We start from the raw sequence: 20301 nt of genomic DNA on the forward strand, positions 1-20301 counted from the left end.
CCTCCGTGCGGTGCAGTCCTAGACAGCTCCACCACATCGGAGGTCTTCGCCATGTTCAAGACCCGCCAGTGTCAACAACGCTCGTGATCAATACACCTAGCCCATCAGGGGCAGGAGCGGGCCGAGGTCGGCGCGTTCGCCGCTCGCGCTGACCTTCGCCTCGTCCAGCGCCGCCTTCCACTCCGTACGTCCCGTGGCGAGCCGGATCCAGGTCAGCGGGTCCGTCTCGACGACGTTCGGCGGGGTGCCGCGGGTGTGCCGGGGCCCTTCCACGCACTGCACGACGGCGTACGGCGGAATCCTGACCTCGGTCGACGCGCCGGGTGCCTTCACGGCGAGGGTGTCGGCGAGCAGCCGGGTGCAGGCGGCCAGCGCCTGGCGGTCGAAGGGGATGTCGAGGCCCGCCGCGCGGTTGAGGTCGTCGGTGTGGACGACGAGTTCCACCGTACGGGTGACGAGGTAGTCGGCGAGGGTCATGGCCCCGGCGGGCACGGAGAGCAGTCGGCCGTCGGGTGCGCCGTCGAGGTGCGCGGTGATCCGGGCGTCGGCGGCGGCGTACAGCGCGTCGAGGTCGGGGTGGGCCTCGGCGAGGGCGCGGGTGCCGTCGGCGATGGCCCCGGCGCGGGAGGCCGTCCCGAACGGCCAGTCGAGAAGCGCGAGTTCCTTCGCGGCGGGGGCGGGCAGATCGAGATGCCGGCTCACGGCGTCGACGCCCATCGTGAGGTGGGCGGCCAACTCCCGCACGGTCCAGTCCCCGAGCCCCGCGGGCAGCGCCAACTGCTCGTCGCTCAGGGCGCGTACACCCTCCCGCACGTTCCCGAACTGCGCGAGCACCGCCGCACGGATCCTGGCCGGGTCGTACGTACGCGCGCGCTTCCGGGCTGAGGTCATACGGCGAGCGTAGCCTCAAGCCCCCTGCGGGCGGGGCCGCTTGAAGATCGCGCCGTCACGGCACGCGGGCGGCCCGCGGGCGGAGGGCGTGGCGAAGGCCCCGTCCGTCGGAACGGGCGGGGCCTTCGCCGGGCCGGACGGGGCGGGCGCGTTACGCCAGCAGCGCCGGGATCGTCTCCTCGTGGGCCGTGCGCAGCTCGGCCAGGGAGAGCGCGAACTCGCCCTGGACCTCGACCACGGCGGCCTCGGACTCGGTGCCGTCGACGACACCGATGCGGGTGACGGGCAGACCCCGGGCACCGCACATGTCGTTGAAGCGGAGCTCCTCCGAGCGCGGGACGGCGACGACCGCGCGGCCCGCCGACTCCGAGAACAGGAAGGTGAACGCGTCGAGACCGTCGGGCACGACCAGGCGGGCGCCCTTGCGGCCGAGCAGCGCGGACTCGACCACGGCCTGGATCAGCCCGCCGTCGGACAGGTCGTGCGCGGAGTCGACCATGCCGTCGCGGGAGGCCGAGATGAGGATCTCGGCGAGCAGCCGCTCGCGTTCCAGGTCGACCTTCGGCGGCAGACCGCCCAGGTGGTCGTGGACGACCTGCGACCAGGCCGAACCGCCGAACTCCTCGTGGGTGTCACCGAGCAGGTAGAGGAGCTGGCCCTCTTCCTGGAAGGCGACCGGGGTGCGGCGGGCGACGTCGTCGATGACGCCCAGCACGGCCACGACCGGGGTCGGGTGGATGGCCACCTCGCCGGTCTGGTTGTACAACGAGACGTTGCCGCCGGTCACCGGGGTGCCCAGCTGCTGGCAGGCGTCGGCCAGACCGCGGATCGCCTCGGCGAACTGCCACATGACGGCCGGGTCCTCGGGCGAGCCGAAGTTCAGGCAGTCGGACACGGCGAGCGGCTTGGCACCGGTCGTCGCGACGTTGCGGTAGGCCTCGGCGAGGGCCAGCTGCGCGCCCGTGTACGGGTCGAGCTTGGCGTAACGGCCGTTGCCGTCGGTCGCGATGGCGACGCCGAGTCCGGTCTCCTCGTCGATGCGGATCATGCCCGAGTCCTCGGGCTGCGCCAGCACGGTGTTGCCCTGCACGAAGTGGTCGTACTGGGAGGTGATCCAGGACTTGGAGGCCTGGTTCGGGGAGGAGACCAGCCGGAGGACCTGGTCCTTCAGTTCGTCGCCGGTCGCCGGGCGGGGCAGCTTGTTCGCGTCGTCGGCCTGGAGCGCGTCCTGCCACGACGGGCGGGCGTAGGGGCGCTCGTAGACCGGGCCGTCGTGCGCGACCGTGCGCGGGTCGACGTCGACGATCTTGCCGCCGTGCCAGAAGATCTCCAGCCGGTCGCCGTCGGTGACCTCACCGATGACGGTGGCAATGACGTCCCACTTGTCGCAGATCTCCAGGAAGCGGGCGACCTTCTCCGGCTCGACGACCGCGCACATGCGTTCCTGCGACTCGCTCATGAGGATTTCCTCGGGCGAGAGGGTCGAGTCGCGCAGCGGTACGTCGTCCAGGGTGACGCGCATACCGCCGGAGCCGTTGGACGCCAACTCGCTGGTGGCGCAGGACAGTCCGGCCGCGCCGAGGTCCTGGATGCCGACGACCAGCTTCTCGGCGAAGGCCTCCAGGGTGCACTCGATGAGGAGCTTCTCCTGGAAGGGGTCGCCGACCTGGACGGCCGGACGCTTCGACGGCTTGGCGTCGTCGAAGGTCTCGGAGGCGAGGATCGACGCGCCGCCGATGCCGTCGCCGCCCGTGCGGGCCCCGTAGAGGATGACCTTGTTGCCGGTGCCGGAGGCCTTCGCGAGGTGGATGTCCTCGTGCCGCATGACGCCGATGGCACCGGCGTTGACCAGCGGGTTGCCCTGGTAGCAGGCGTCGAAGACGACCTCGCCGCCGATGTTGGGCAGGCCCAGGCAGTTGCCGTAGCCGCCGATGCCGGCGACGACGCCGGGCAGGACGCGCTTGGTGTCGGGGTGGTCGGCCGCGCCGAAGCGCAGCGGGTCCACGACCGCGACCGGGCGGGCGCCCATCGCGATGATGTCGCGGACGATGCCGCCGACACCGGTGGCCGCGCCCTGGTAGGGCTCGACGTACGACGGGTGGTTGTGCGACTCGACCTTGAAGGTGACCGCGTAGCCCTGGCCGACGTCGACGACACCGGCGTTCTCGCCGATGCCGACGAGCAGCGCGTCCGACTGCGGGGCCTTCTCGCCGAACTGGCGGAGGTGGACCTTCGAGGACTTGTACGAGCAGTGCTCGGACCACATGACGGAGTACATGGCGAGCTCGGCGCCGGTGGGCCGGCGGCCGAGGATCTCGACGACCCGCTCGTACTCGTCCTTCTTCAGACCCAGTTCGGCCCAGGGCAGCTCGACGTCGGGGGTCGCGGCCGCGTGCTCGACCGTGTCCAGAGGCGTGCGGCTCATGCGTTGACCAGCTTCTTGAGGATCGAGGTGAAGAAGGGGAGGCCGTCGGTGCGGCCGGAGCCGACGAGGGGCTCGACGGCGTGCTCCGGGTGCGGCATCAGACCGACGACGTTGCCCGCCTCGTTCGTGATGCCGGCGATGTCACGCAGCGAGCCGTTCGGGTTGAAGTCCTCATAACGGAAGACGACCCGGCCCTCCGCCTCCAGCATGTCGAGCGTGTGCTCGTCGGCGACGTAGCGCCCGTCCATGTTCTTCAGCGGGATGTGGATCTCCTGGCCGGCCGTGTAGTCGGCGGTCCAGGCGGTCCCCGCGTTCTCCACCCGCAGCTTCTGGTCGCGGCAGATGAAGTGGAGGTGGTTGTTGCCGAGCATCGCGCCGGGCAGGAGGTGCGCCTCGGTGAGGACCTGGAAGCCGTTGCAGATGCCGAGAACCGGCATTCCGGACTTCGCCTGCTCGATGACGGTCTCCATCACCGGCGAGAAGCGCGAGATGGCACCGGCCCGCAGATAGTCGCCGTACGAGAAACCGCCCGGCAGCACGACGGCGTCGACCTGCTTGAGGTCCTTGTCCTTGTGCCAGAGGGCTACGGGTTCCGCGCCCGCGAGCCTGATCGCGCGCTGGGTGTCGCGGTCGTCGAGGCTGCCGGGAAAGGTGACGACTCCAATACGAGCGGTCACTTTCCGGCCTCCGCGACTTCCTCGACCTTGACGGTGAAGTCCTCGATCACGGTGTTGGCGAGGAAGGATTCCGCCAGTTCATGGATGCGGGCGAGGGCGGCGTCGTCCACCGGTCCGTCCACTTCCAGTTCGAATCGCTTTCCCTGACGGACGTCGGAGACACCTTCGAAACCGAGGCGCGGCAGTGCACGCTGCACCGCCTGGCCCTGGGGGTCGAGGATCTCCGGCTTGAGCATGACGTCGACTACGACGCGTGCCACTGGCACTCCCGGTGTGTGGTGCTGAGCAGGTCCCTTCAGACTACCCGTACGAAATTTCTACTCGCGTAGATTCGTAGAATCCTACGTGACCGCGATCACGATCGCGCATCGGCACGGGGGCAGGCACGGAAAATCCTGGGAAAAACTGCAGAAGAACGGCAGGACCCCATTGCCGATGGACACGCGGAGGGTTTTAGTCGGGCTTCACCATGCAATGCCGGGCACTGTACAAATGAATTGGCAATAGCCGATACTTTGCTCAATAACAGCCGGACAGTCGACATCTCCCCGACAACTCCCTGACGTCAGCGCACGTCATGGCCGTTGATCGCAGAGGTGTCGCACGAAGGGACCGATATTCGTGGCGCAGCGTGTCGTGGTCACTCTCTTTGACGACATCGACGGCTCGGAAGCGGCGGAGACGATCGCCTTCGGACTCGACGGCAAGTCGTACGAGATCGACCTCAATCCCACCAATGCCGAGGAACTGCGCAAGGCCCTCGAGCCGTACGTCGAGGCCGGCCGCAAGCGGTCGAAGTCCGGGAAGGCGTACACGCACACGGCGCTGACGCCCGATCCCGCCGCGGTCCGCGCCTGGGCCCGCTCCAACAAGCTGGACGTGCCGCCGCGCGGCCGGATCCCCAAGAAGGTCTACGAGGCCTTCGCCGAGGCGCACTGAGCCGGCGTCCCGACCAGGCCGGGCACCCCTCCCGAGGTGCCCTCCGGACCCCTCCGCCGACCCCCGGAAGAACCGACTTGCGCTGACCCCCGCCCGATCGGCTAGAGTCTGGAACACGCCGAGGGGCCAGGCCGAAAGGCCGGAACCCGAAGGTCGTGCGGGTGTAGTTCAGTAGCAGAACATCCCCCTTCCAGGGGGAAGGCGCAGTGTGCAATTCCTGTCACCCGCTCTGCATCGTCCACCGGTCGCTTGTCGATCAGGTAGGGTAGTGCTCGCGCCGAACGGTGGAAGCCGTTCGGAGGCAATGCGGACGTAGCTCAGTTGGTAGAGCGCAACCTTGCCAAGGTTGAGGTCGCCAGTTCGAACCTGGTCGTCCGCTCAGCGAAGTAAAGGCCCCGGTCATCGACCGGGGCCTTTCTCGTATCCCCGTGCGCGACGAAGCCCTCGCGACGGAATACGGTCCGCCCGTCTGACATTTGTCATGCCGAGTGATGACACCGCGCACTGCTGCCGGGCTCCGTCCGCGCCGACGCTGGTCCCATGAACACGAACGAGCGCGACCACGTGATCGAGGTCACTGATCTGCGGCGTGTGTACGGGGGCGACGGAAGGGATTTCGAGGCGGTCCGCGGAGTCACCTTCTCCGTGGGCCGCGGTGAGATCTTCGCCCTCCTCGGCACCAACGGCGCGGGCAAGACCTCCACCGTCGAACTGATCGAGGGTCTGGCTCCCGCGGCGGGCGGGCGCGTAAGGGTCCTCGGGCACGATCCCTACGCGGACCGGGCCGCCGTACGGCCCCGGATCGGCGTGATGCTCCAGGAAGGCGGCTTCCCGTCCGAGCTGACCGTCGCCGAGACCGCGCGCATGTGGGCGGGGTGCACCAGCGGTGCCAGGCCCACCGGACAGGTCCTGGAGCGGGCCGGCCTCGCGCACCGCTCGGGCGTCCGCGTGAAGCAGCTGTCCGGCGGCGAGAAGCGGCGCCTGGACCTGGCGCTCGCGCTCCTCGGCGACCCCGAGGTCCTCTTCCTCGACGAGCCGACGACCGGACTCGACGTGGAAGGCCGCAGGAGCACCTGGGAGTTGGTCCGCGAGCTGCGCGACGGCGGGACCACGGTCCTGCTGACCACCCACTACCTGGAAGAGGCGGAGTCGCTCGCCGATCGGCTGGCGATCCTGCACGAGGGGCGGGTCGCGACCGTCGGGACCCCCGCCGAGGTCACCGCCTCCCAGCCGTCCCACGTCTCCTTCGAACTGCCCGACGGGTACTTCCCCGGCGACCTGCCACCGCTGCCGGACCTCGGGGTCAGCGGCCACGAGACGACGGGCAGAAGGATCCGGCTGCGCACCGGCGACCTCCAGCGCACGGCCACCGCCCTGCTGGTGTGGGCCGAGCGTGCGCGCGTCGAACTGCGCGGGCTCGACGTGCGCTCGGCCTCCCTGGAGGAGGCGTTCCTGCGGATCTCGCGGGAGGCGGCGAGCGGGGCGGACGTACCGGCGAGGACCGCGGACACGCGGAAGGCACGCACGAGGGGAACGGCGGCATGAGCGCAACGACGGTCACCACCGACACCGGCACGATCAGGACCACGGCCGCCGGCCGGACGAGAGCACTGGCACGCGCCGAACTCACGCTGCTGGGCCGCAGCAGGGCCACCCTCGCGGCGGCGGTGTTCGTACCGCTGGTCATGCCGCTCACGCTCCGCTCGGCCGTCGCCTCGATGCACCTGAAGGGCACCGGCCTGACCGTCGGCTCGGTCCTGCTCCCCTCCTCCTTCGGCTTCGCGCTCCTCTTCGCCGTCTACGGCTCCCTGGTGAGCGTGTACACGGCGCGCCGCGAGGAACTCGTCCTCAAACGGCTGCGCACCGGGGAGCTGCGGGACCTGGAGATCCTCGCGGGCGCCGCGCTTCCCTCGGTGGCGATCGGGCTCGCCCAGTGCCTGATCCTGACGGTCGCCTGCCGCGCGACCCTCGGCGTCGGAATGCCCGCGCGGCCCGAACTCGTCCTGCTGGGGCTGCTGTCCGCGCTCGTCACCTGGCCGGCGCTCGCCGCCGTCACGTCGAGTCTCAGCAGGAGCGTGGAGGGCGCCCAGGTAGCGGCCACACCCCTGACCCTGGTGTCCCTGGTCGGCTCGGGGGCCCTCGTCCCCCTGGAACTGCTGCCGGACGGCGTGGCCCCGTTCTGCGAACTGCTGCCTCTCACCCCGGTGATCACCCTGATCCGCGGCGGCTGGACCGGGCACCTCTCCGCCCACGACACCGCCGGCGCCCTCGTCACGGCGGTGGCCTGGACCGTGATCGCGGTGTTTGCTGTACGACGGTGGTTCCGCTGGGAGCCGCGGCGATGACCACGGACACGGGGGTGGGCATGGGCAGGCCGTCCGGCTGGTGGCGGGGCAAGAGCACACCGGCGAAGGTCGAGACGTACACCCGCTGGTCGTTCCACGTCTTCTCGCTCCTCGAAGCGGCCTCGATCGGGCTGCCCGTCCTCGGGAACCTGCCGACGGCCCGGGCCTGGGCGGTGCTCCTGCTGGTGAGCGGACACGCGGCGTTCTGCGCCGTGACCGCCTCACGGGCGCTGGACTGGACGCGCGGCACCCGGGAACAACCCCGGCGGACGCTGCTCGCACTGGCCGTCAGCACCTGTGCGGTGGCCGTCCTCGGCACCCTCCTGACCGGCGCTCCCTGGCACCCGGCGGACGACGACGCGTTCCTGGTCGCCTCCTCGCTGCTCGTCGGTGCCACCGCGTTCGGCACGGGCACGGTCGCGCTCGGGACCCGGGACCGGCGCCGGATGACGTACGTCGTGCTCGGCGCCTCCGCGGGCACCGGCGTGCTCGCCGTCCCCCTCGGCTTCCCGGGACCCGCCGCCCTCGTCACCGCCGTCCTGGTCCTGCTGACCGCCGGCTTCCTCACCTTCACCGCGGCCTTCTCCGTCTGGCTGCTCAACGCCGTCTACGAACTCGACGAGGCCCGCGAGACCCGCGCCCGGCTCGCCGTCGCCGAGGAGCGGCTGCGCTTCGGCCGCGATCTGCACGACGTGATGGGCCGCAACCTCGCGGTGATCGCCCTCAAGAGCGAACTCGCGGTGCAGCTGGCCCGGCGTGGGCGGCCCGAGGCCGTGGACCAGATGACCGAGGTGCAGCGGATCGCGCGGGAGTCCCAGCGGGAGGTGCGCGAAGTGGTACGGGGCTATCGCGACGCCGATCTCGCCAACGAACTGGCCGGAGCGCAGGGCGTGTTGACGGCCGCGGGCATCGACTGCGCCGTCACCGGCACCGCCGCCGGGCTCCCGCCGCAGATCCAGTCGGCGCTCGGCTGGGTCGTGCGGGAGGCGACCACCAATGTGCTGCGGCACGGGAACGCCGGGAGGTGCGCGCTGTCCCTGCGGGCGACACAGGACCGGGTGACGCTCACCGTCGAGAACGACGGGGTGCCGCGGGACGCGGCGCCGGACCCGGGACCGGGCAGAGGCAGCGGGCTCGTGGGGCTGCGGGAACGGCTGGAGGCGGTGGACGGGGTGCTGCGGGCCGACGCGGGCGACGGGGTGTTCCGGCTGACGGCGGAGGTGCCCCTGCGGCCGTCCTCGGACCAGGGGACCGGCGCTCCCGGGCCCGTCCGCACGGCAGCAGGCGCCACCGGACCCCGGCCGCACTCAGCCGGACCGCCGGCTCCGGCAGCTCCATCGGTTCCGGCGGCCCGGCGGTTCCGCATCAGGTGAAGGAGATCGCGCCATGACGCACGCGCAGGACGGCTCGCCCGTGGCCGACGGGCCCCTACGGCTGCTGCTCGCCGACGACGAGCATCTGATCCGGGGAGCGATGGCCGCGCTGCTCGGCCTGGAGGACGACCTGGTCGTGGTGGCGGAGGCGGCGACCGGACCGGAGGCGCTGGCGATGGCGCGGGCGCACGTGCCCGACGTCGCCGTGCTGGATCTTCAGATGCCGGGGGCGGACGGTGTGAGCGTGGCCACATCCCTGCGGGCCGAACTGCCGGGCTGCCAGGTGCTGATCGTGACCGGTCACGGGCGTCCCGGGCATCTGAAGCGGGCGCTCGCGGCGGGTGTACGGGGCTTCGTCCCGAAAACGGTCAGCGCACGGCGGCTGGCGGAGATCATCCGTACCGTGCACGCGGGAAACCGTTATGTGGACCCGGAGTTGGCCGCCGACGCGATCTCCGCCGGGGACTCGCCACTGACCGCGCGCGAGGCCGAGGTGCTCGAATTCGCCGCCGACGGCGCGCCCGTGGCGGAGATCGCGGAGCGGGCCGCGCTGTCGCAGGGGACGGTGCGGAACTATCTGTCCTCGGCCGTGTCCAAACTGGGCGCGGAGAACCGGCACACGGCAGTGCGTCTCGCACGGGAGCGAGGTTGGGTATAGTTGCTCTCGCGCCACGGCGCATGCGGACGTAGCTCAGTTGGTAGAGCGCAACCTTGCCAAGGTTGAGGTCGCCAGTTCGAACCTGGTCGTCCGCTCCGGAAAAGAAGCCCCCGACTCCGGTCGGGGGCTTCTTCGTGTGCGCTCACGTCCTCCCGCGCGCGGGCGACCGACGGGCCCGGCCGACGGCCGGGCCCGTGCGCGAGGTCAGGACCAGCTGACGCCCGTCAGACGCTCGTACGCCTCGATGTACTTGGCGCGGGTGGCCTCCACGATCCGCTCGGGCAGGGCGGGCGGCGGCTGCTCGCTCCCGCGGTCCCAGCCCGACTCGGCGGAGGTCAGCCAGTCGCGGACGTACTGCTTGTCGAAGGACGGCTGCGCGTGGCCCGGCTCCCAGACGTCGGCGGGCCAGAAGCGCGAGGAGTCCGGGGTCAGCACCTCGTCGGCGAGGACCAGCGTGTCGCCGTCGTAGCCGAACTCGAACTTGGTGTCCGCAAGGATGATGCCCCGGTCGCGGGCGATGTCACGGGCCCGGCCGTAGACGGCGAGGGTCGCCCGGCGCAGCTCGGCCGCGGTGTCGGCGCCGACCTGACGGACGACCTCCTCGTACGAGACGTTCTCGTCGTGCTCGCCGACCGCGGCCTTGGTGGCCGGGGTGAAGATCGGCGCGGGGAGCTCCGAACCGTCGACGAGTCCCTCGGGGAGCGCGAGCCCGCAGACCGTACGGGACGCGTTGTACTCGACGAGGCCCGAGCCGGTCAGATAGCCGCGGGCGACGCATTCGACCGGGGCCATCCGCAGGGACTTGCAGATCAGGGTGCGGCCGGCCCAGTCGGCGGGGGCGCCCGGCGGGAGTTCGGTGCTCAGCACGTGGTGGGGCGCCAGTTCGGAGAGCTGGTCGAACCACCACAGGGAGAGCTGGGTGAGCGTACGGCCCTTGTCGGGGATCTCGGTGGGGAGAACCCAGTCGTAGGCGGAGATGCGGTCGCTGGCGACCATCACGAGGTCGCCCGCCTCGTTCTGGTACAGATCGCGCACCTTGCCGGTGTGCAGATGTACCAGACCCGGCACCTGGAGGGGCTCGGGCTTTTCGACGAATCCGGACACGGTTCCTCCCCGTGGTTCTGTACAAGTGGCTCGATTCTCCCGTACGGGACGAGCGGCTGTGGACACGGGGCGCCCCGAGCGGGTGCGGGCACCCCGTGGCACGGGTGCGCCACGGGGTGCCCGGCGGTGTTTCCTCAGTCGTGTTTGCAGATGCGGTCGAGGAGATTGGCGGTCGCCCGCTGGATACGGGGGTCCACGTGGCCGGGGCGGTCAAGGGCCGGGGACCACGCGAACGTCCCGGACGCGAAGACCAGGGCGCCGGACGGGGCGCGGTAGAGCGAGGTCTCCTGATGGCGCGGGACGCCCTCGCTGTCCGGGTACGGGGAGTGCGCCAGCAGGATCCGGTCCTGGTGCTCCGGCAGTGCCGTACGCGGGAAGTAACGGTCCGCCTCACCGGCGACCATGCCCTCCACCTCGTCACCGTCGTGCGCTCCGGTGGCCTCCCACAGCCAGTGGTCGGCGTTGCGGACGATCAGCGGGTGCGGCTCGGGAACGCGCCCGGCGTACTGGATGCCGATGAGCTGCTGCTCCGGGCGGTCGATGTCCCGCCACAGAACGGGCTTTCCGGGGCCCCGGCGCTTGCGGCAGGTCAGCAGCCGGTCCGGGACGCCCGAGGGGGAAGGCCCCAGCTCCACCTGCCAGTACATGGTGTTGGCGGAGAGGAAGACGAGCGAGGTGCCGTGCTCGCGGGCGAGTTCCGTGGTGCGGCGCATCTGCGGCGACCAGTACTCGTCGTGGCCGGGGAAGACGAGACCCCGGTACCGGGTCGGGTCGACGCGGCCCGCGTGCAGATCACGGGCGTCGGCGTAGGCGAGGTCGTAGCCGTAGCGCTCGGCCCAGCGGATGAAGTCGTAGGCGTGGCCCACGTGCAGGGGTAGGCCCGCGCCCGCGTACGGGCGGTCGAAGGAGACGGTCGTCGCGGCGTCGGCCTCGCCGAGGAGCCGCCCGTTCTCGTCCCACGCGTGATAGAGGCTGGCGCCGGTGTGACCGTCCTCCGGATACAGGTTGTACGCCTGCCAGGTGATGTCCGGAAGCAGCAGGAGCAGATCGGCCGTCTGGTGATTGCGGACGGTGAAGGGGACGTGCGAGCGGTAGCCGTCTAGGGTGGTGAGGACGGCGACGTACGCGCCGACGCTCCAGTAGGTCGGGATCTGGAGGCGCCAGGACAGCCACCAGTGGTGGCAGGAGACCGTGCGGTCGGCCGTCAGCGGCGGTGGCTGGACGATCCCGGAGAGCCGGGGGCTCGTGGTGATCTTGCTGGCGCCGTCCCCGCCGTAATGGCCGATGCGGTAGATGTCGACGCTGAACTCCTGCGGCGGGTCGACCGTGACATGGAAGTCGATGGACTCGCCGGGAGCGGCGGCGCCCGTGCTGGTGAAGCCCTTGATCTGGCGGTGGACGTCGTCGGCGGAGCGGGGGCCTCCGGGACCCGTGCGCGGCCGGGCGCGGGAGGTGGAACGCGGGGCCGGGATCCGGGAGGAGCCGGCCGCCGGCTGGGGTGCTTCGGTGTCCACGTACCAGGGGACGACGTGGCCGGTGTCGTCGAAATAGGTCTCGCTGCCGCGGAGCCAGGGAACGGGTCCCAGGCCGAAGGGATCCGTGACGGCGTGCGCGAGTGCTCCCGACTCCCAGCGGCGGATCTGCTCCGATCCCATGCCCGCACCCCTCCCTCGTGCCCCCGTCGTACTGGCAAGCCCTTGCGCTGTGCTCGATCGGTCCCAGCACATCACATTACGCACGCAGTCCGTCACCGTTCGTCGCGAATTGGCGTGAGTGGAACGGGTGGCTCCACCTGGGCCGGGGCCCCTGCGCAGCATGGGGTGGACGAAGGGCCGGGGACGGGGACCGGAGGGGCGGGCTGCCGTCAGACCAGGCGGACCGGTTTCTCCGGGCGGACTCCCAGATGGCGTAGCCAGTCCCGCAGGGGTGTGGGGTCTCCCGTCTCTATGAGGGTGAGGACGCGGGGGCCGATGTCGGCGGCCCGTTCACCGGCGACCAGGAGGGAGGGGCCGTCCAGCCAGTCGAGTCCGGGGGCCGCTCCGGCGGTGTCCATCGCGGCGCAGCAGACCATCGCCGTGACATGGTCGGCCAGCAGTTCGCGGCCGGTCCTGGGCGGCTGGAGGGGGAACAGCGGAAGCATCCGGTCGTCCCAGAGGTCGTGGTCGGGGTCCTGCTGACCGGCGTTCCCCGCGGGCCGGGGCCGCGCCGGGGCGGACGCCTCCTCGCGGGCCAGTTCCGCGGTGAGCCGGGCCGCGAGGGCCGCCGACCGCTCGTTCCCCACGGCGAGGTCGGGGTCGTCGCTCTCGGAGATCCCCATCTCGCCGTACGCCTCCGTCCGGTGCTCGGCGAGGGAGCTCACCGGGCCGCGATCGGGGCCGGGCGTGGCTGCCCGCGGCGCGGAAAGGTGGTCGAGCACCCGGGCCAGGGTCGGTCCGTCGGCCTCGGGCAGCGCGGGGTCGGCGGGATGGCGTACGCCGAGCGCGTCCAGGACCCGGTGGAGCCGGGCGGCGTCGGTGCGCCACTTCCGGTCGACGACCTCGTCCGGGTAGTCCTGCCAGTCGACCGGCGCCCAGTCGGGGCCGGACTCGGCGGGGCCTCCGTGGAAGAGCCGGGCGGCGAGCAGCGAGGCGGCCTCGTCCACCGTGCCGGGCTCTTCGAGCAGGTCGCAGGCGGGGCGCTCGCCGAGCCGGGAGGTGAAGCCCTCGGCGAGGCGGTCGCGCCGGGACAGCTCGGTCAGGGCGGCGACGACACCCACGTCCAGCCGGGAGGGCCAGCGGCCCATCCGCCAGGCGGGCAGCGCGACCCGGGTCAGCAGACGGTCCCAGCCCGCGTACGCGAGGCCCACCTGTTCCTGCGCGACGATCCGCACGCCGTAGTCCACGGCCCGGGCGCGCTCGGCCGAGGCGGACGCCACGGCCCGCTCCATCTCGGCCGCGTGGTCCCGGCAGCCGCGCAGCAGGACGCGGGTGATCCGGCCGACGCCGGCCAGGACCGTACGGGACAGCGGGCCGCGGCCGGGCGCGGAGGCCACGGCGACGGCGGCGTCGAGGCCCCGGACGAAGCGGCGGGCCGCGGCTATGTCCGGGTGCGCGGACGGTCCCGTACCGGCGACGACGGGGGCCAGGACCGCCCGCAGCTCGCCGACGCGCATCCACCACAGGAAGGGGGAGCCGATGACGAGGACGGGGGCGTCGGTGGCCTGGGCGGCGCGGTCGGTCAGCGCCGTGACGGGGCCGTTTCCGGCCGGATTCCGGCGCCCGCCGTCCGGCTCGCGCCGTCCGCCCGGGGAGAACCGGCCGTGCGCCCGGTGGGTGCGGTCCTCCAGCCAGCTGTCGCAGTCCGGGGTGAGCGCTATCGCGGAGGGGGCCGGGACGTCCAGGCGGTCGGCCAGGTCACGGACCATGCGGTAGAGATCGGGGGCCGACGCCTCGGGGATCGGGACGGTGGGGCTCATCGCGGGCCGGGCACGGGCCACGACGAGCGCGACGCCCGCAGCGGCGAGCAGGACGAGAACGGCGAGGACCGTCACGGTCCACCCCGCGATCCCCCAGGGCCTGCCGGTGACACGGCCGGTGGCCGCCCCGACGAGCAGCACGACGGCCACGGCCGCGGGCAGCAGGGCGACGGCCAGCGCCCTGCTGCGCACCCGCAGCACGGCCAGAGCCCGGGAGCGCGCTGCCTGCGCGCCCACCTCCACACCCATACCGGTCACGACCGGACGTCACCCCCTCTTGTCCACCGTGCCCCGGCCTTGTCGCTGCCGGCGCCGGCGGATGCCCTGGCGTTGGTCACTCCCCCACTGTGGCACCCGCCGCCGACATCGCAACGCCGGTGGGCCAAGTGCCGGAACGCTTTCGCCGCACCCTAGTTGGGGCCCCGGCCCTCGTCAGCCGGATACGGCATCGGTCACCCGATGGAATGGCTCTGGGGAAAGGTGGGTGACGCCAGGCCCCGGACACGCTTCCGGTTCCGTACAGAAACCCGCAGCTGGAGGGGCCGGGCCGCAACGGACGAAGCCCCGGATTCCTTACGGAGTCCGGGGCCCGGTGCTGCGGTGGGGGCGGGGGGCTATGCCTCGGCCGCCGCCTTCGCGGCGATGTCGGTGCGGTGCTGCGAACCGTCCAGACCGATGCGGGCGACGGCCGTGTAGGCGCGCTCGCGGGCCTCGGTGAGGCCGGATCCGATCGCTGTGACGGACAGCACACGGCCGCCCGCGCTCACCACCGCACCGCCCTCGTGCCGGGTGCCGGCGTGCAGGACGTACGCGTGCGGGGCGTCCTTCGCCGCCACCTCGTCCAGCCCGGTGATCGGGTCGCCGGTGCGCGGGGTGTCCGGGTAGTTGTGCGAGGCCACGACGACGGTGACCGCCGCCTCGTCGCTCCAGCGCAGGGGCTCCAGATCGGCGAGGGTGCCGTTCGCGGACGCCAGCAGGAGACCGGCGAGCGGGGTCCTCAGGCGGGCGAGGACGACCTGGGTCTCGGGGTCGCCGAAGCGGGCGTTGAACTCGATGACCCGCACACCGCGGCCGGTGATGGCCAGACCCGCGTACAGCAGGCCGGAGAACGGGGTGCCGCGGCGGCGCAGTTCGTCGACGGTCGGCTGGAGGACGCTCTCCATGACCTCCTCGACGAGCTTCGGGTCCGCCCACGGCAGCGGCGAGTACGCGCCCATGCCGCCGGTGTTCGGGCCCTCGTCGCCGTCCAGCGCGCGCTTGAAGTCCTGGGCGGGCTGGAGCGGGACGACGGTCGTGCCGTCGGTGACCGCGAAGAGGGAGACCTCGGGGCCGTCGAGGAACTCCTCGATGACGACGCGGTCGCAGGCGTTCGCGTGGGCCCGCGCCGTCTCCAGGTCGTCGGTCACGACGACGCCCTTGCCGGCCGCCAGCCCGTCGTCCTTCACGACGTACGGCGCCCCGAACGCGTCGAGCGCCTCCTCGACCTCCTCCGGAGTCACGCAGACGTACGAGCGTGCCGTGGGGACGCCGGCACCCGCCATCACGTCCTTCGCGAACGCCTTGGAGCCCTCCAGCCGCGCGGCCTCCCCGGAGGGGCCGAAGCAGGGAATGCCCGCCGCGCGCACGGCGTCGGCGACACCGGCGACGAGCGGGGCCTCCGGGCCCACGATCACCAGTTCGGCGCCGAGCTCCGTGGCCAGCGCGGCCACGGCGGAGCCGTCGAGGGCGTCGACCGCGTGCAGTTCCGCCACCTCCGCGATCCCGGCGTTCCCGGGAGCGCAGTGCAGGGCGGTGACGTCGGGGTCGAGGGACAGGGAGCGGCACAGGGCGTGTTCGCGGGCGCCACCACCGATGACAAGGACCTTCACGGGGGTCAGCCTAGCCGCCGCACGCGGATGCCCTTGTGGGGGCTTCCGAAGACGCGGCGGTACGGCACTGGTGCGATCCTCCGAGAACCGGGTCCCCGGCACGCGGCCCAGCCCTGTCCCGGGGGCCGGTCGGGGGCCGGTCCCTCAGTCGTTCGTGAACTCCTCGAGCACCGTCGCCCCGAGTTCACGGACGATCAGTTCGTGGCCCGAGAGAGCCGACTCGTCCAGGTCGGGGTCGTCGTCCTCGGGGGTGTCGTCCTCCGGGGCGACCGGGGGCGGCTCGTACGCCGGGGCGGCCTGCGGGGGCGCGGACATGCCCTGGGCCTGGGGACGGCCCGTGGCCGGCCCTGACTGCGGGGCCGAGGGGGCGGGGGCCGGGGCGGACGGCTGCTGGGGCGCGGGGCGCTGACCGGCCGGAGCCCCGCCGTACCCACCGGCGCCGCCGCCTGCGCCGCCGTAACCGCCTCCGCCGCCGAAGCCGCCGGCCGGGGCGGGCGGGGGTGCCGAGCCGCCCGAGGCGTCCACGATCGCCTCGACCTTCCAGTGCACGTTGAACTGCTCCGCGAGCGCCTGCCGCAGCACGTCCTCGCTGCCGCTGCCGGCGAAGTTGTCCCGCGCCCCGGCGTTGACGAACCCGATCTGGAGGGTCGTGCCGTCGAAGGCCGTGACCTGCGCGTTCTGGCTGAGCAGGATCCAGGTGAACCGGCGGCGGTTCTTGACCGCCTCCAGGATGTTGGGCCACAGCACGCGGGGGTCGGGGCCGCCCGGGGCCGGAGCGGCCGCCTGGGGCCCGCCGGGAGCCGCCGCGGCGGCCTGAGGAGCCGGTGCGCCGGCGGGCGCCGGTGCGGACTGCGCCGGAGGCCGTGCACTGCCCGCCGGGGCCGCCGTGGGCCAGCCGCCGGGGCGGCGGCCGCTGCCTGCCGCCGTGGGGGTGGGCCAGCCGCCGGGAGCGGCCCCCGCGGGGGCGCCGGCCGGGGGCTGCTCGGGCGCCGCCGGGGCGGGCGCGGGCGCGCCGGTCGGAGCCGGGTCGGTGTAGGAGGCGGCGGGTGCGGCGGGCACGGGTGCGGCGGGAACGGGCGTGCCCTGGGCCGCGCCCGGCGCGGCACCGGCGCTGTCACCGGAACCCACCTGGCCCGCGCCCTGCCCGGCTCCGCGGGCCGCGGCACGGGCGGCGGCGAGACCTCCCCCGGGGGCGACCGGGGCGGCCGGGGCGGCGACGGGCCCGGCCTGCGGGACCGGTGCCGCGCCGTGCGCCTCGGGTCCGGGCACGTAACCCATGGCGGGGGCGGTCGCGCCACCGGAGAAGTTCACCCCGCGCTCGATGCGGTCGAGGCGGGCCATGACGGACCGCTCGTCCCGGTAGGCGGCGGGCAGCAGCACGCGGGCGCAGATCAGTTCGAGCTGGAGGCGCGGCGAGGTGGCCCCGCGCATCTCCGTGAGGCCCTCGTTGACGAGGTCGGCGGCGCGGCTGAGCTCGGCGGCGCCGAAGACGGCGGCCTGCGCCTGCATGCGCTCCACGACGTCGACCGGGGCGTCGATGAGCCCCTTCTCCGCCGCGTCCGGGACGGCCGCCAGGATCACCAGGTCCCGCAGCCGCTCCAGCAGGTCGGCGACGAAGCGCCGCGGGTCGTTGCCGCCCTCGATGACGGTGTCCACCACCTCGAAGGCGGCGGCGCCGTCCCCCGCCGCGAACGCCTCCACGACGGCGTCCAGCAGGGAGGCGTCCGTGTACCCGAGCAGCGAGGTCGCCATGGCGTACGTCACACCGTCGTCGGCGGAACCCGCGAGCAGCTGGTCCATCACGGACATGGAGTCACGCACGGATCCCGCGCCGGCCCGCACGACGAGAGGCAGCACGCCGTCCGCGACGGGGATCCCCTCCTGCCCGCAGACCTGGCCGAGGTAGTCGCGCAGGGTGCCGGGCGGCACCAGCCGGAACGGGTAGTGGTGGGTCCGCGAGCGGATCGTCCCGATGACCTTCTCGGGCTCGGTCGTGGCGAAGATGAACTTGAGGTGCTCCGGGGGCTCCTCGACGACCTTCAGCAGCGCGTTGAAACCGGCCGGCGTGACCATGTGGGCCTCGTCGATGATGTAGATCTTGTACCGGCTGCTCGCGGGGCCGAAGAAGGCCTTTTCGCGCAGGTCACGGGCGTCGTCCACACCACCGTGCGAAGCGGCGTCGATCTCGATGACGTCGATGGAGCCCCGGCCGCCGCGGGAGAGGTCCTGGCAGGACTGGCACTGGCCGCACGGGGTCGGGGTGGGGCCCTGCTCGCAGTTCAGACAGCGGGCCAGGATGCGCGCGCTGGTCGTCTTGCCGCATCCGCGCGGACCGCTGAACAGGTACGCGTGATTGACCCGGTTGTTCCGCAGCGCCTGCGACAACGGGTCGGTGACATGCTCCTGCCCGATGACCTCGGCGAACGACTCCGGGCGATAGCGGCGGTACAGCGCGAGAGACGACACGTCTACGAGGTTATAGGCGCCCACTGACATCAAGGACCGCTCCGAGGGCATCCCGGGCGCATCCCCTGCGCGGGCCCGGTGGTCGTCCGGGCAACCACCCCGGAAACGCAAGCGCCCCCCACGCACCCGCCAGAGCCGACCTACCCTTGCTGCCTTCCGGCCCTGGGGGAGTTCAGTCAGATAGCGCCACGTGAGGGGCTCCGCAAAGAGTACAGGATGCCGGGGGTGGGGAACGAGTTCGCGAGCACTCCTCAACGTCTTGTATTGTTTGCCCCGGAGGATTCGCCTAGTGGCCTAGGGCGCACGCTTGGAAAGCGTGTTGGGGGCAACCCCTCACGAGTTCGAATCTCGTATCCTCCGCCAGTGCCTCACCGGGCACGATGTCGAAGGGCCCCGTTGCTTGCAGCGGGGCCCTTCTTCGTTGTCCGCCTCGGCTTCCGTCTCGGCCGGATTTTTTCCTGGACGGTGTCCCCTGGCTGTAGCTCCGGGGCGCTCGGCATCGTCACTCCCTGATCACGTGGGCAAGAAAGTAACAGCAGAGATAGTATCTCCAGCGATACCATCTCTGCTGGGGGTTTTCTCTTGCGCCGTTTCATCGGGCGGGACCGGGAGCTGAACCTGTTGCGCGGTGCCCTGCGGGCGGTCGGGGACGCGGCCGGAGCGGGCAAACCGGGGCAGTGCGTCCTGATCCGGGGAAGGCGGCGGGTCGGCAAGTCCAGCCTCGTCGAGGAGTTCCTCCGGCGCACCGGGGTGCCGCACCTCTTCTTCACCGCGGCGGGCGGCACGGCCCGGGACGAGTTGTCGGAGCTGATGGACGCCGTGGCCAGGTCCACCCTGCCCGAGCGGGGGCTGTTCGCGGAGGAGGCGCCGGAGCAGTGGAACGCGGCCTTCAGACTGCTCGCCGAGATCCTCCCCGAGGACAGCCCGAGCGTGATCGTCATCGATGAGGTCCCGTACCTCATCGACCGCATCGACGCCTTCGAGGGCATGCTCCAGCGGGCGTGGGACCGCCTGCTCTGCCGCAAGCCCGTGCTGCTGCTCCTGGTCGGATCCGACCTGTCGATGATGGAGGCGCTCAACAGCTACGACCGTCCCTTCCACCAGCGGGGCCGGGAGATGGTCGTGGGGCCGCTGAACCCCGCCGACATCGGCGAGATGCTCGGACTGGAGCCGGCGGCCGCCTTCGACGCCGCGCTGGTCACCGGCGGCCTGCCCCTGCTCTGCACGGAGTGGCGGCCGGGAGCGGACGTCTGGGAGTTCCTGCGTGACGCGCTGGACAACCCGATCTCCGCGCTGCTGGTCTCCGCCGAGCGGTCGCTGGCCGCGGAGTTTCCTCCCCAGGCCATGAGCAAGGAGGTCCTGCGGGCCGTCGGGAGCGGGGAGCGGACCTTCACCAACATCGCGCGTGCCTCCGGTGGCATCGCCCACACCACGCTCACCCGCGCCATGGACGTCCTGACGGAGAAACGCGTGGTGGCCGCCGAACTGCCCCTCTCCCTGCGGCCCTCGAAGGAACGCCGCTACCGCGTGGCCGACCCGTACCTGCGCTTCTGGCTCGCGTTCGTGGGTCCGCACATGGCGGAGATCGAGCGGATGCGGGGAGATCTCACGCTGGGCCGGATCAAGGAACGGTGGACGAGCTGGCGGGGCCGTGCGGTCGAACCCCTGGTCCGGGAATCCCTCGCCCGCCTCCTGCCGGACGAGTTCCTGCCGTCCGCTCCGGCGATCGGCGGCTACTGGACCCGCAGCAACGACGTCGAGATCGACCTGGTGGGTGCCGACCGGCAGCCCGTGGCCGGGCGTCTGCTCTTCCTCGGCTCGGTCAAGTGGCTGGAGAACTCCGCGTTCGACGGTCACGACCTGGCCGCGCTCCAGAAGCACCGGGCCGCGATCACGGACGAGCCCGTGCCGCTCGTCGCGGTCTCCCGCAGGGGCGTGGCCTGTTCCGGGCTGCGAGCGGCGTACGGGCCCGAGGAACTGCTCGGCGCCTGGCGCAGGGCGTGAGTCCTCGGGTGCCGGACGCCCTCGGTGTCCACCGCCCCCGTCTCGCACCCGGCCCCGTCCAGCCCCCCGGCCCCGCGCCCGTCTCGCCCCCGGCCGT

Annotated in this window: 15 protein-coding genes, 4 tRNA genes and 1 other RNA gene; 10 read left to right on the plus strand and 10 right to left on the minus strand. The window is 72.3% G+C overall.

Annotated features, from left to right (window positions below):
- Window positions 1–96: 96 nt before the first annotated feature.
- The 4 genes from ACZ4AA_RS19680 to purS all read right to left on the minus strand — a co-directional run bounded on the left by ACZ4AA_RS19680 (window position 97) and on the right by purS (window position 4253).
- A complete protein-coding gene (locus ACZ4AA_RS19680) occupies window positions 97–891 on the minus strand; it encodes a maleylpyruvate isomerase family mycothiol-dependent enzyme (RefSeq protein ID WP_467603342.1) in 795 nt (264 codons plus the stop codon).
- 151 nt (window positions 892–1042) lie between these two features.
- A complete protein-coding gene (gene purL, locus ACZ4AA_RS19685; RefSeq protein WP_467603345.1) occupies window positions 1043–3316 on the minus strand; it encodes a phosphoribosylformylglycinamidine synthase subunit PurL in 2274 nt (757 codons plus the stop codon).
- Entirely contained in the window at window positions 3313–3993 is a 681-nt protein-coding gene (gene purQ / locus ACZ4AA_RS19690) for a phosphoribosylformylglycinamidine synthase subunit PurQ (RefSeq protein ID WP_467603348.1), read from the minus strand. Before purQ ends, purL begins: the two co-directional genes overlap by 4 nt.
- Window positions 3990–4253, minus strand: a complete 264-nt coding sequence (purS, locus tag ACZ4AA_RS19695; RefSeq protein WP_005482678.1) for a phosphoribosylformylglycinamidine synthase subunit PurS — start codon at window positions 4251–4253, stop codon at window positions 3990–3992. The genes purQ and purS overlap by 4 nt, the downstream gene beginning before the upstream one ends.
- 361 nt (window positions 4254–4614) lie before the next feature.
- On the opposite strand from purS, the gene ACZ4AA_RS19700 reads away from it, so the two are divergent.
- The 8 genes from ACZ4AA_RS19700 to ACZ4AA_RS19735 all read left to right on the plus strand — a co-directional run bounded on the left by ACZ4AA_RS19700 (window position 4615) and on the right by ACZ4AA_RS19735 (window position 9403).
- On the plus strand, window positions 4615–4932 hold the full coding sequence (locus tag ACZ4AA_RS19700) for a histone-like nucleoid-structuring protein Lsr2 (RefSeq protein ID WP_467603353.1): 318 nt from the start codon (window positions 4615–4617) through the stop codon (window positions 4930–4932).
- 157 nt (window positions 4933–5089) lie between these two features.
- Window positions 5090–5161 (plus strand) — tRNA-Gly (locus ACZ4AA_RS19705).
- A gap of 77 nt (window positions 5162–5238) precedes the next feature.
- Window positions 5239–5311: transfer RNA gene (locus ACZ4AA_RS19710), tRNA-Gly, on the plus strand.
- A 161-nt stretch (window positions 5312–5472) separates the two neighbouring features.
- Window positions 5473–6477, plus strand: coding sequence for an ABC transporter ATP-binding protein (locus ACZ4AA_RS19715; protein WP_467603357.1), 1005 nt, complete (start codon window positions 5473–5475; stop codon window positions 6475–6477).
- A complete protein-coding gene (locus tag ACZ4AA_RS19720; protein ID WP_467603359.1) occupies window positions 6474–7277 on the plus strand; it encodes an ABC transporter permease in 804 nt (267 codons plus the stop codon). The genes ACZ4AA_RS19715 and ACZ4AA_RS19720 overlap by 4 nt, the downstream gene beginning before the upstream one ends.
- Window positions 7278–7297: 20 nt before the next feature.
- Window positions 7298–8650 carry a sensor histidine kinase gene (locus ACZ4AA_RS19725; RefSeq protein ID WP_467604339.1) on the plus strand — a complete coding sequence of 451 codons (1353 nt, stop codon included), beginning with the start codon at window positions 7298–7300 and terminating at the stop codon, window positions 8648–8650.
- 13 nt (window positions 8651–8663) lie between these two features.
- Complete coding sequence (locus tag ACZ4AA_RS19730) at window positions 8664–9308, plus strand: response regulator (RefSeq protein ID WP_467603362.1); 645 nt, start codon at window positions 8664–8666, stop codon at window positions 9306–9308.
- Window positions 9309–9330: 22 nt separating this feature from the next.
- Window positions 9331–9403: transfer RNA gene (locus ACZ4AA_RS19735), tRNA-Gly, on the plus strand.
- Between the two features lie 109 nt (window positions 9404–9512).
- Here ACZ4AA_RS19735 and ACZ4AA_RS19740 read toward each other — a convergent pair.
- From ACZ4AA_RS19740 to ffs, 6 genes are all read right to left on the minus strand, one after another.
- On the minus strand, window positions 9513–10412 hold the full coding sequence (locus tag ACZ4AA_RS19740; protein ID WP_467603365.1) for a phosphoribosylaminoimidazolesuccinocarboxamide synthase: 900 nt from the start codon (window positions 10410–10412) through the stop codon (window positions 9513–9515).
- A gap of 134 nt (window positions 10413–10546) precedes the next feature.
- A complete protein-coding gene (locus ACZ4AA_RS19745; RefSeq protein ID WP_467603368.1) occupies window positions 10547–12067 on the minus strand; it encodes a N,N-dimethylformamidase beta subunit family domain-containing protein in 1521 nt (506 codons plus the stop codon).
- Window positions 12068–12276: 209 nt separating this feature from the next.
- Window positions 12277–14115, minus strand: coding sequence for a hypothetical protein (locus ACZ4AA_RS19750; RefSeq protein ID WP_467604341.1), 1839 nt, complete (start codon window positions 14113–14115; stop codon window positions 12277–12279).
- Between the two features lie 365 nt (window positions 14116–14480).
- A complete protein-coding gene (gene purD, locus ACZ4AA_RS19755) occupies window positions 14481–15734 on the minus strand; it encodes a phosphoribosylamine--glycine ligase (protein WP_467603371.1) in 1254 nt (417 codons plus the stop codon).
- A gap of 144 nt (window positions 15735–15878) precedes the next feature.
- The gene (locus tag ACZ4AA_RS19760; protein WP_467603373.1) at window positions 15879–18200 is read right to left on the minus strand and encodes a DNA polymerase III subunit gamma and tau; all 2322 of its coding nucleotides are present in this window, start codon (window positions 18198–18200) and stop codon (window positions 15879–15881) included.
- 104 nt (window positions 18201–18304) lie between these two features.
- Window positions 18305–18403: signal recognition particle sRNA small type (gene ffs, locus ACZ4AA_RS19765), an RNA gene on the minus strand.
- Between the two features lie 72 nt (window positions 18404–18475).
- Here ffs and ACZ4AA_RS19770 point away from each other — a divergent pair.
- Both ACZ4AA_RS19770 and ACZ4AA_RS19775 read left to right on the plus strand, forming a co-directional pair.
- A tRNA-Ser gene (locus ACZ4AA_RS19770) sits at window positions 18476–18563 on the plus strand.
- 219 nt (window positions 18564–18782) lie between these two features.
- Window positions 18783–20204 (plus strand): ATP-binding protein, encoded by a 1422-nt coding sequence (locus tag ACZ4AA_RS19775; protein ID WP_467603376.1) that lies wholly within the window; start codon window positions 18783–18785, stop codon window positions 20202–20204.
- The last annotated feature ends 97 nt before the right edge of the window (window positions 20205–20301 follow it).

It is taken from the genome of Streptomyces sp. NPDC024698, assembly GCF_055559015.1.

Coding starts and splice junctions, on each gene's coding strand:
- ACZ4AA_RS19680 (WP_467603342.1), bottom strand. CDS start 891: ATGACCTCAGCCCGGAAGCGCGCGCGTACGTACGACCCGGCCAGGATC.
- purL (WP_467603345.1), bottom strand. CDS start 3,316: ATGAGCCGCACGCCTCTGGACACGGTCGAGCACGCGGCCGCGACCCCC.
- ACZ4AA_RS19715 (WP_467603357.1), top strand. CDS start 5,473: ATGAACACGAACGAGCGCGACCACGTGATCGAGGTCACTGATCTGCGG.
- ACZ4AA_RS19720 (WP_467603359.1), top strand. CDS start 6,474: ATGAGCGCAACGACGGTCACCACCGACACCGGCACGATCAGGACCACG.
- ACZ4AA_RS19725 (WP_467604339.1), top strand. CDS start 7,298: ATGGGCAGGCCGTCCGGCTGGTGGCGGGGCAAGAGCACACCGGCGAAG.
- ACZ4AA_RS19730 (WP_467603362.1), top strand. CDS start 8,664: ATGACGCACGCGCAGGACGGCTCGCCCGTGGCCGACGGGCCCCTACGG.
- ACZ4AA_RS19745 (WP_467603368.1), bottom strand. CDS start 12,067: ATGGGATCGGAGCAGATCCGCCGCTGGGAGTCGGGAGCACTCGCGCAC.
- ACZ4AA_RS19750 (WP_467604341.1), bottom strand. CDS start 14,115: ATGGGTGTGGAGGTGGGCGCGCAGGCAGCGCGCTCCCGGGCTCTGGCC.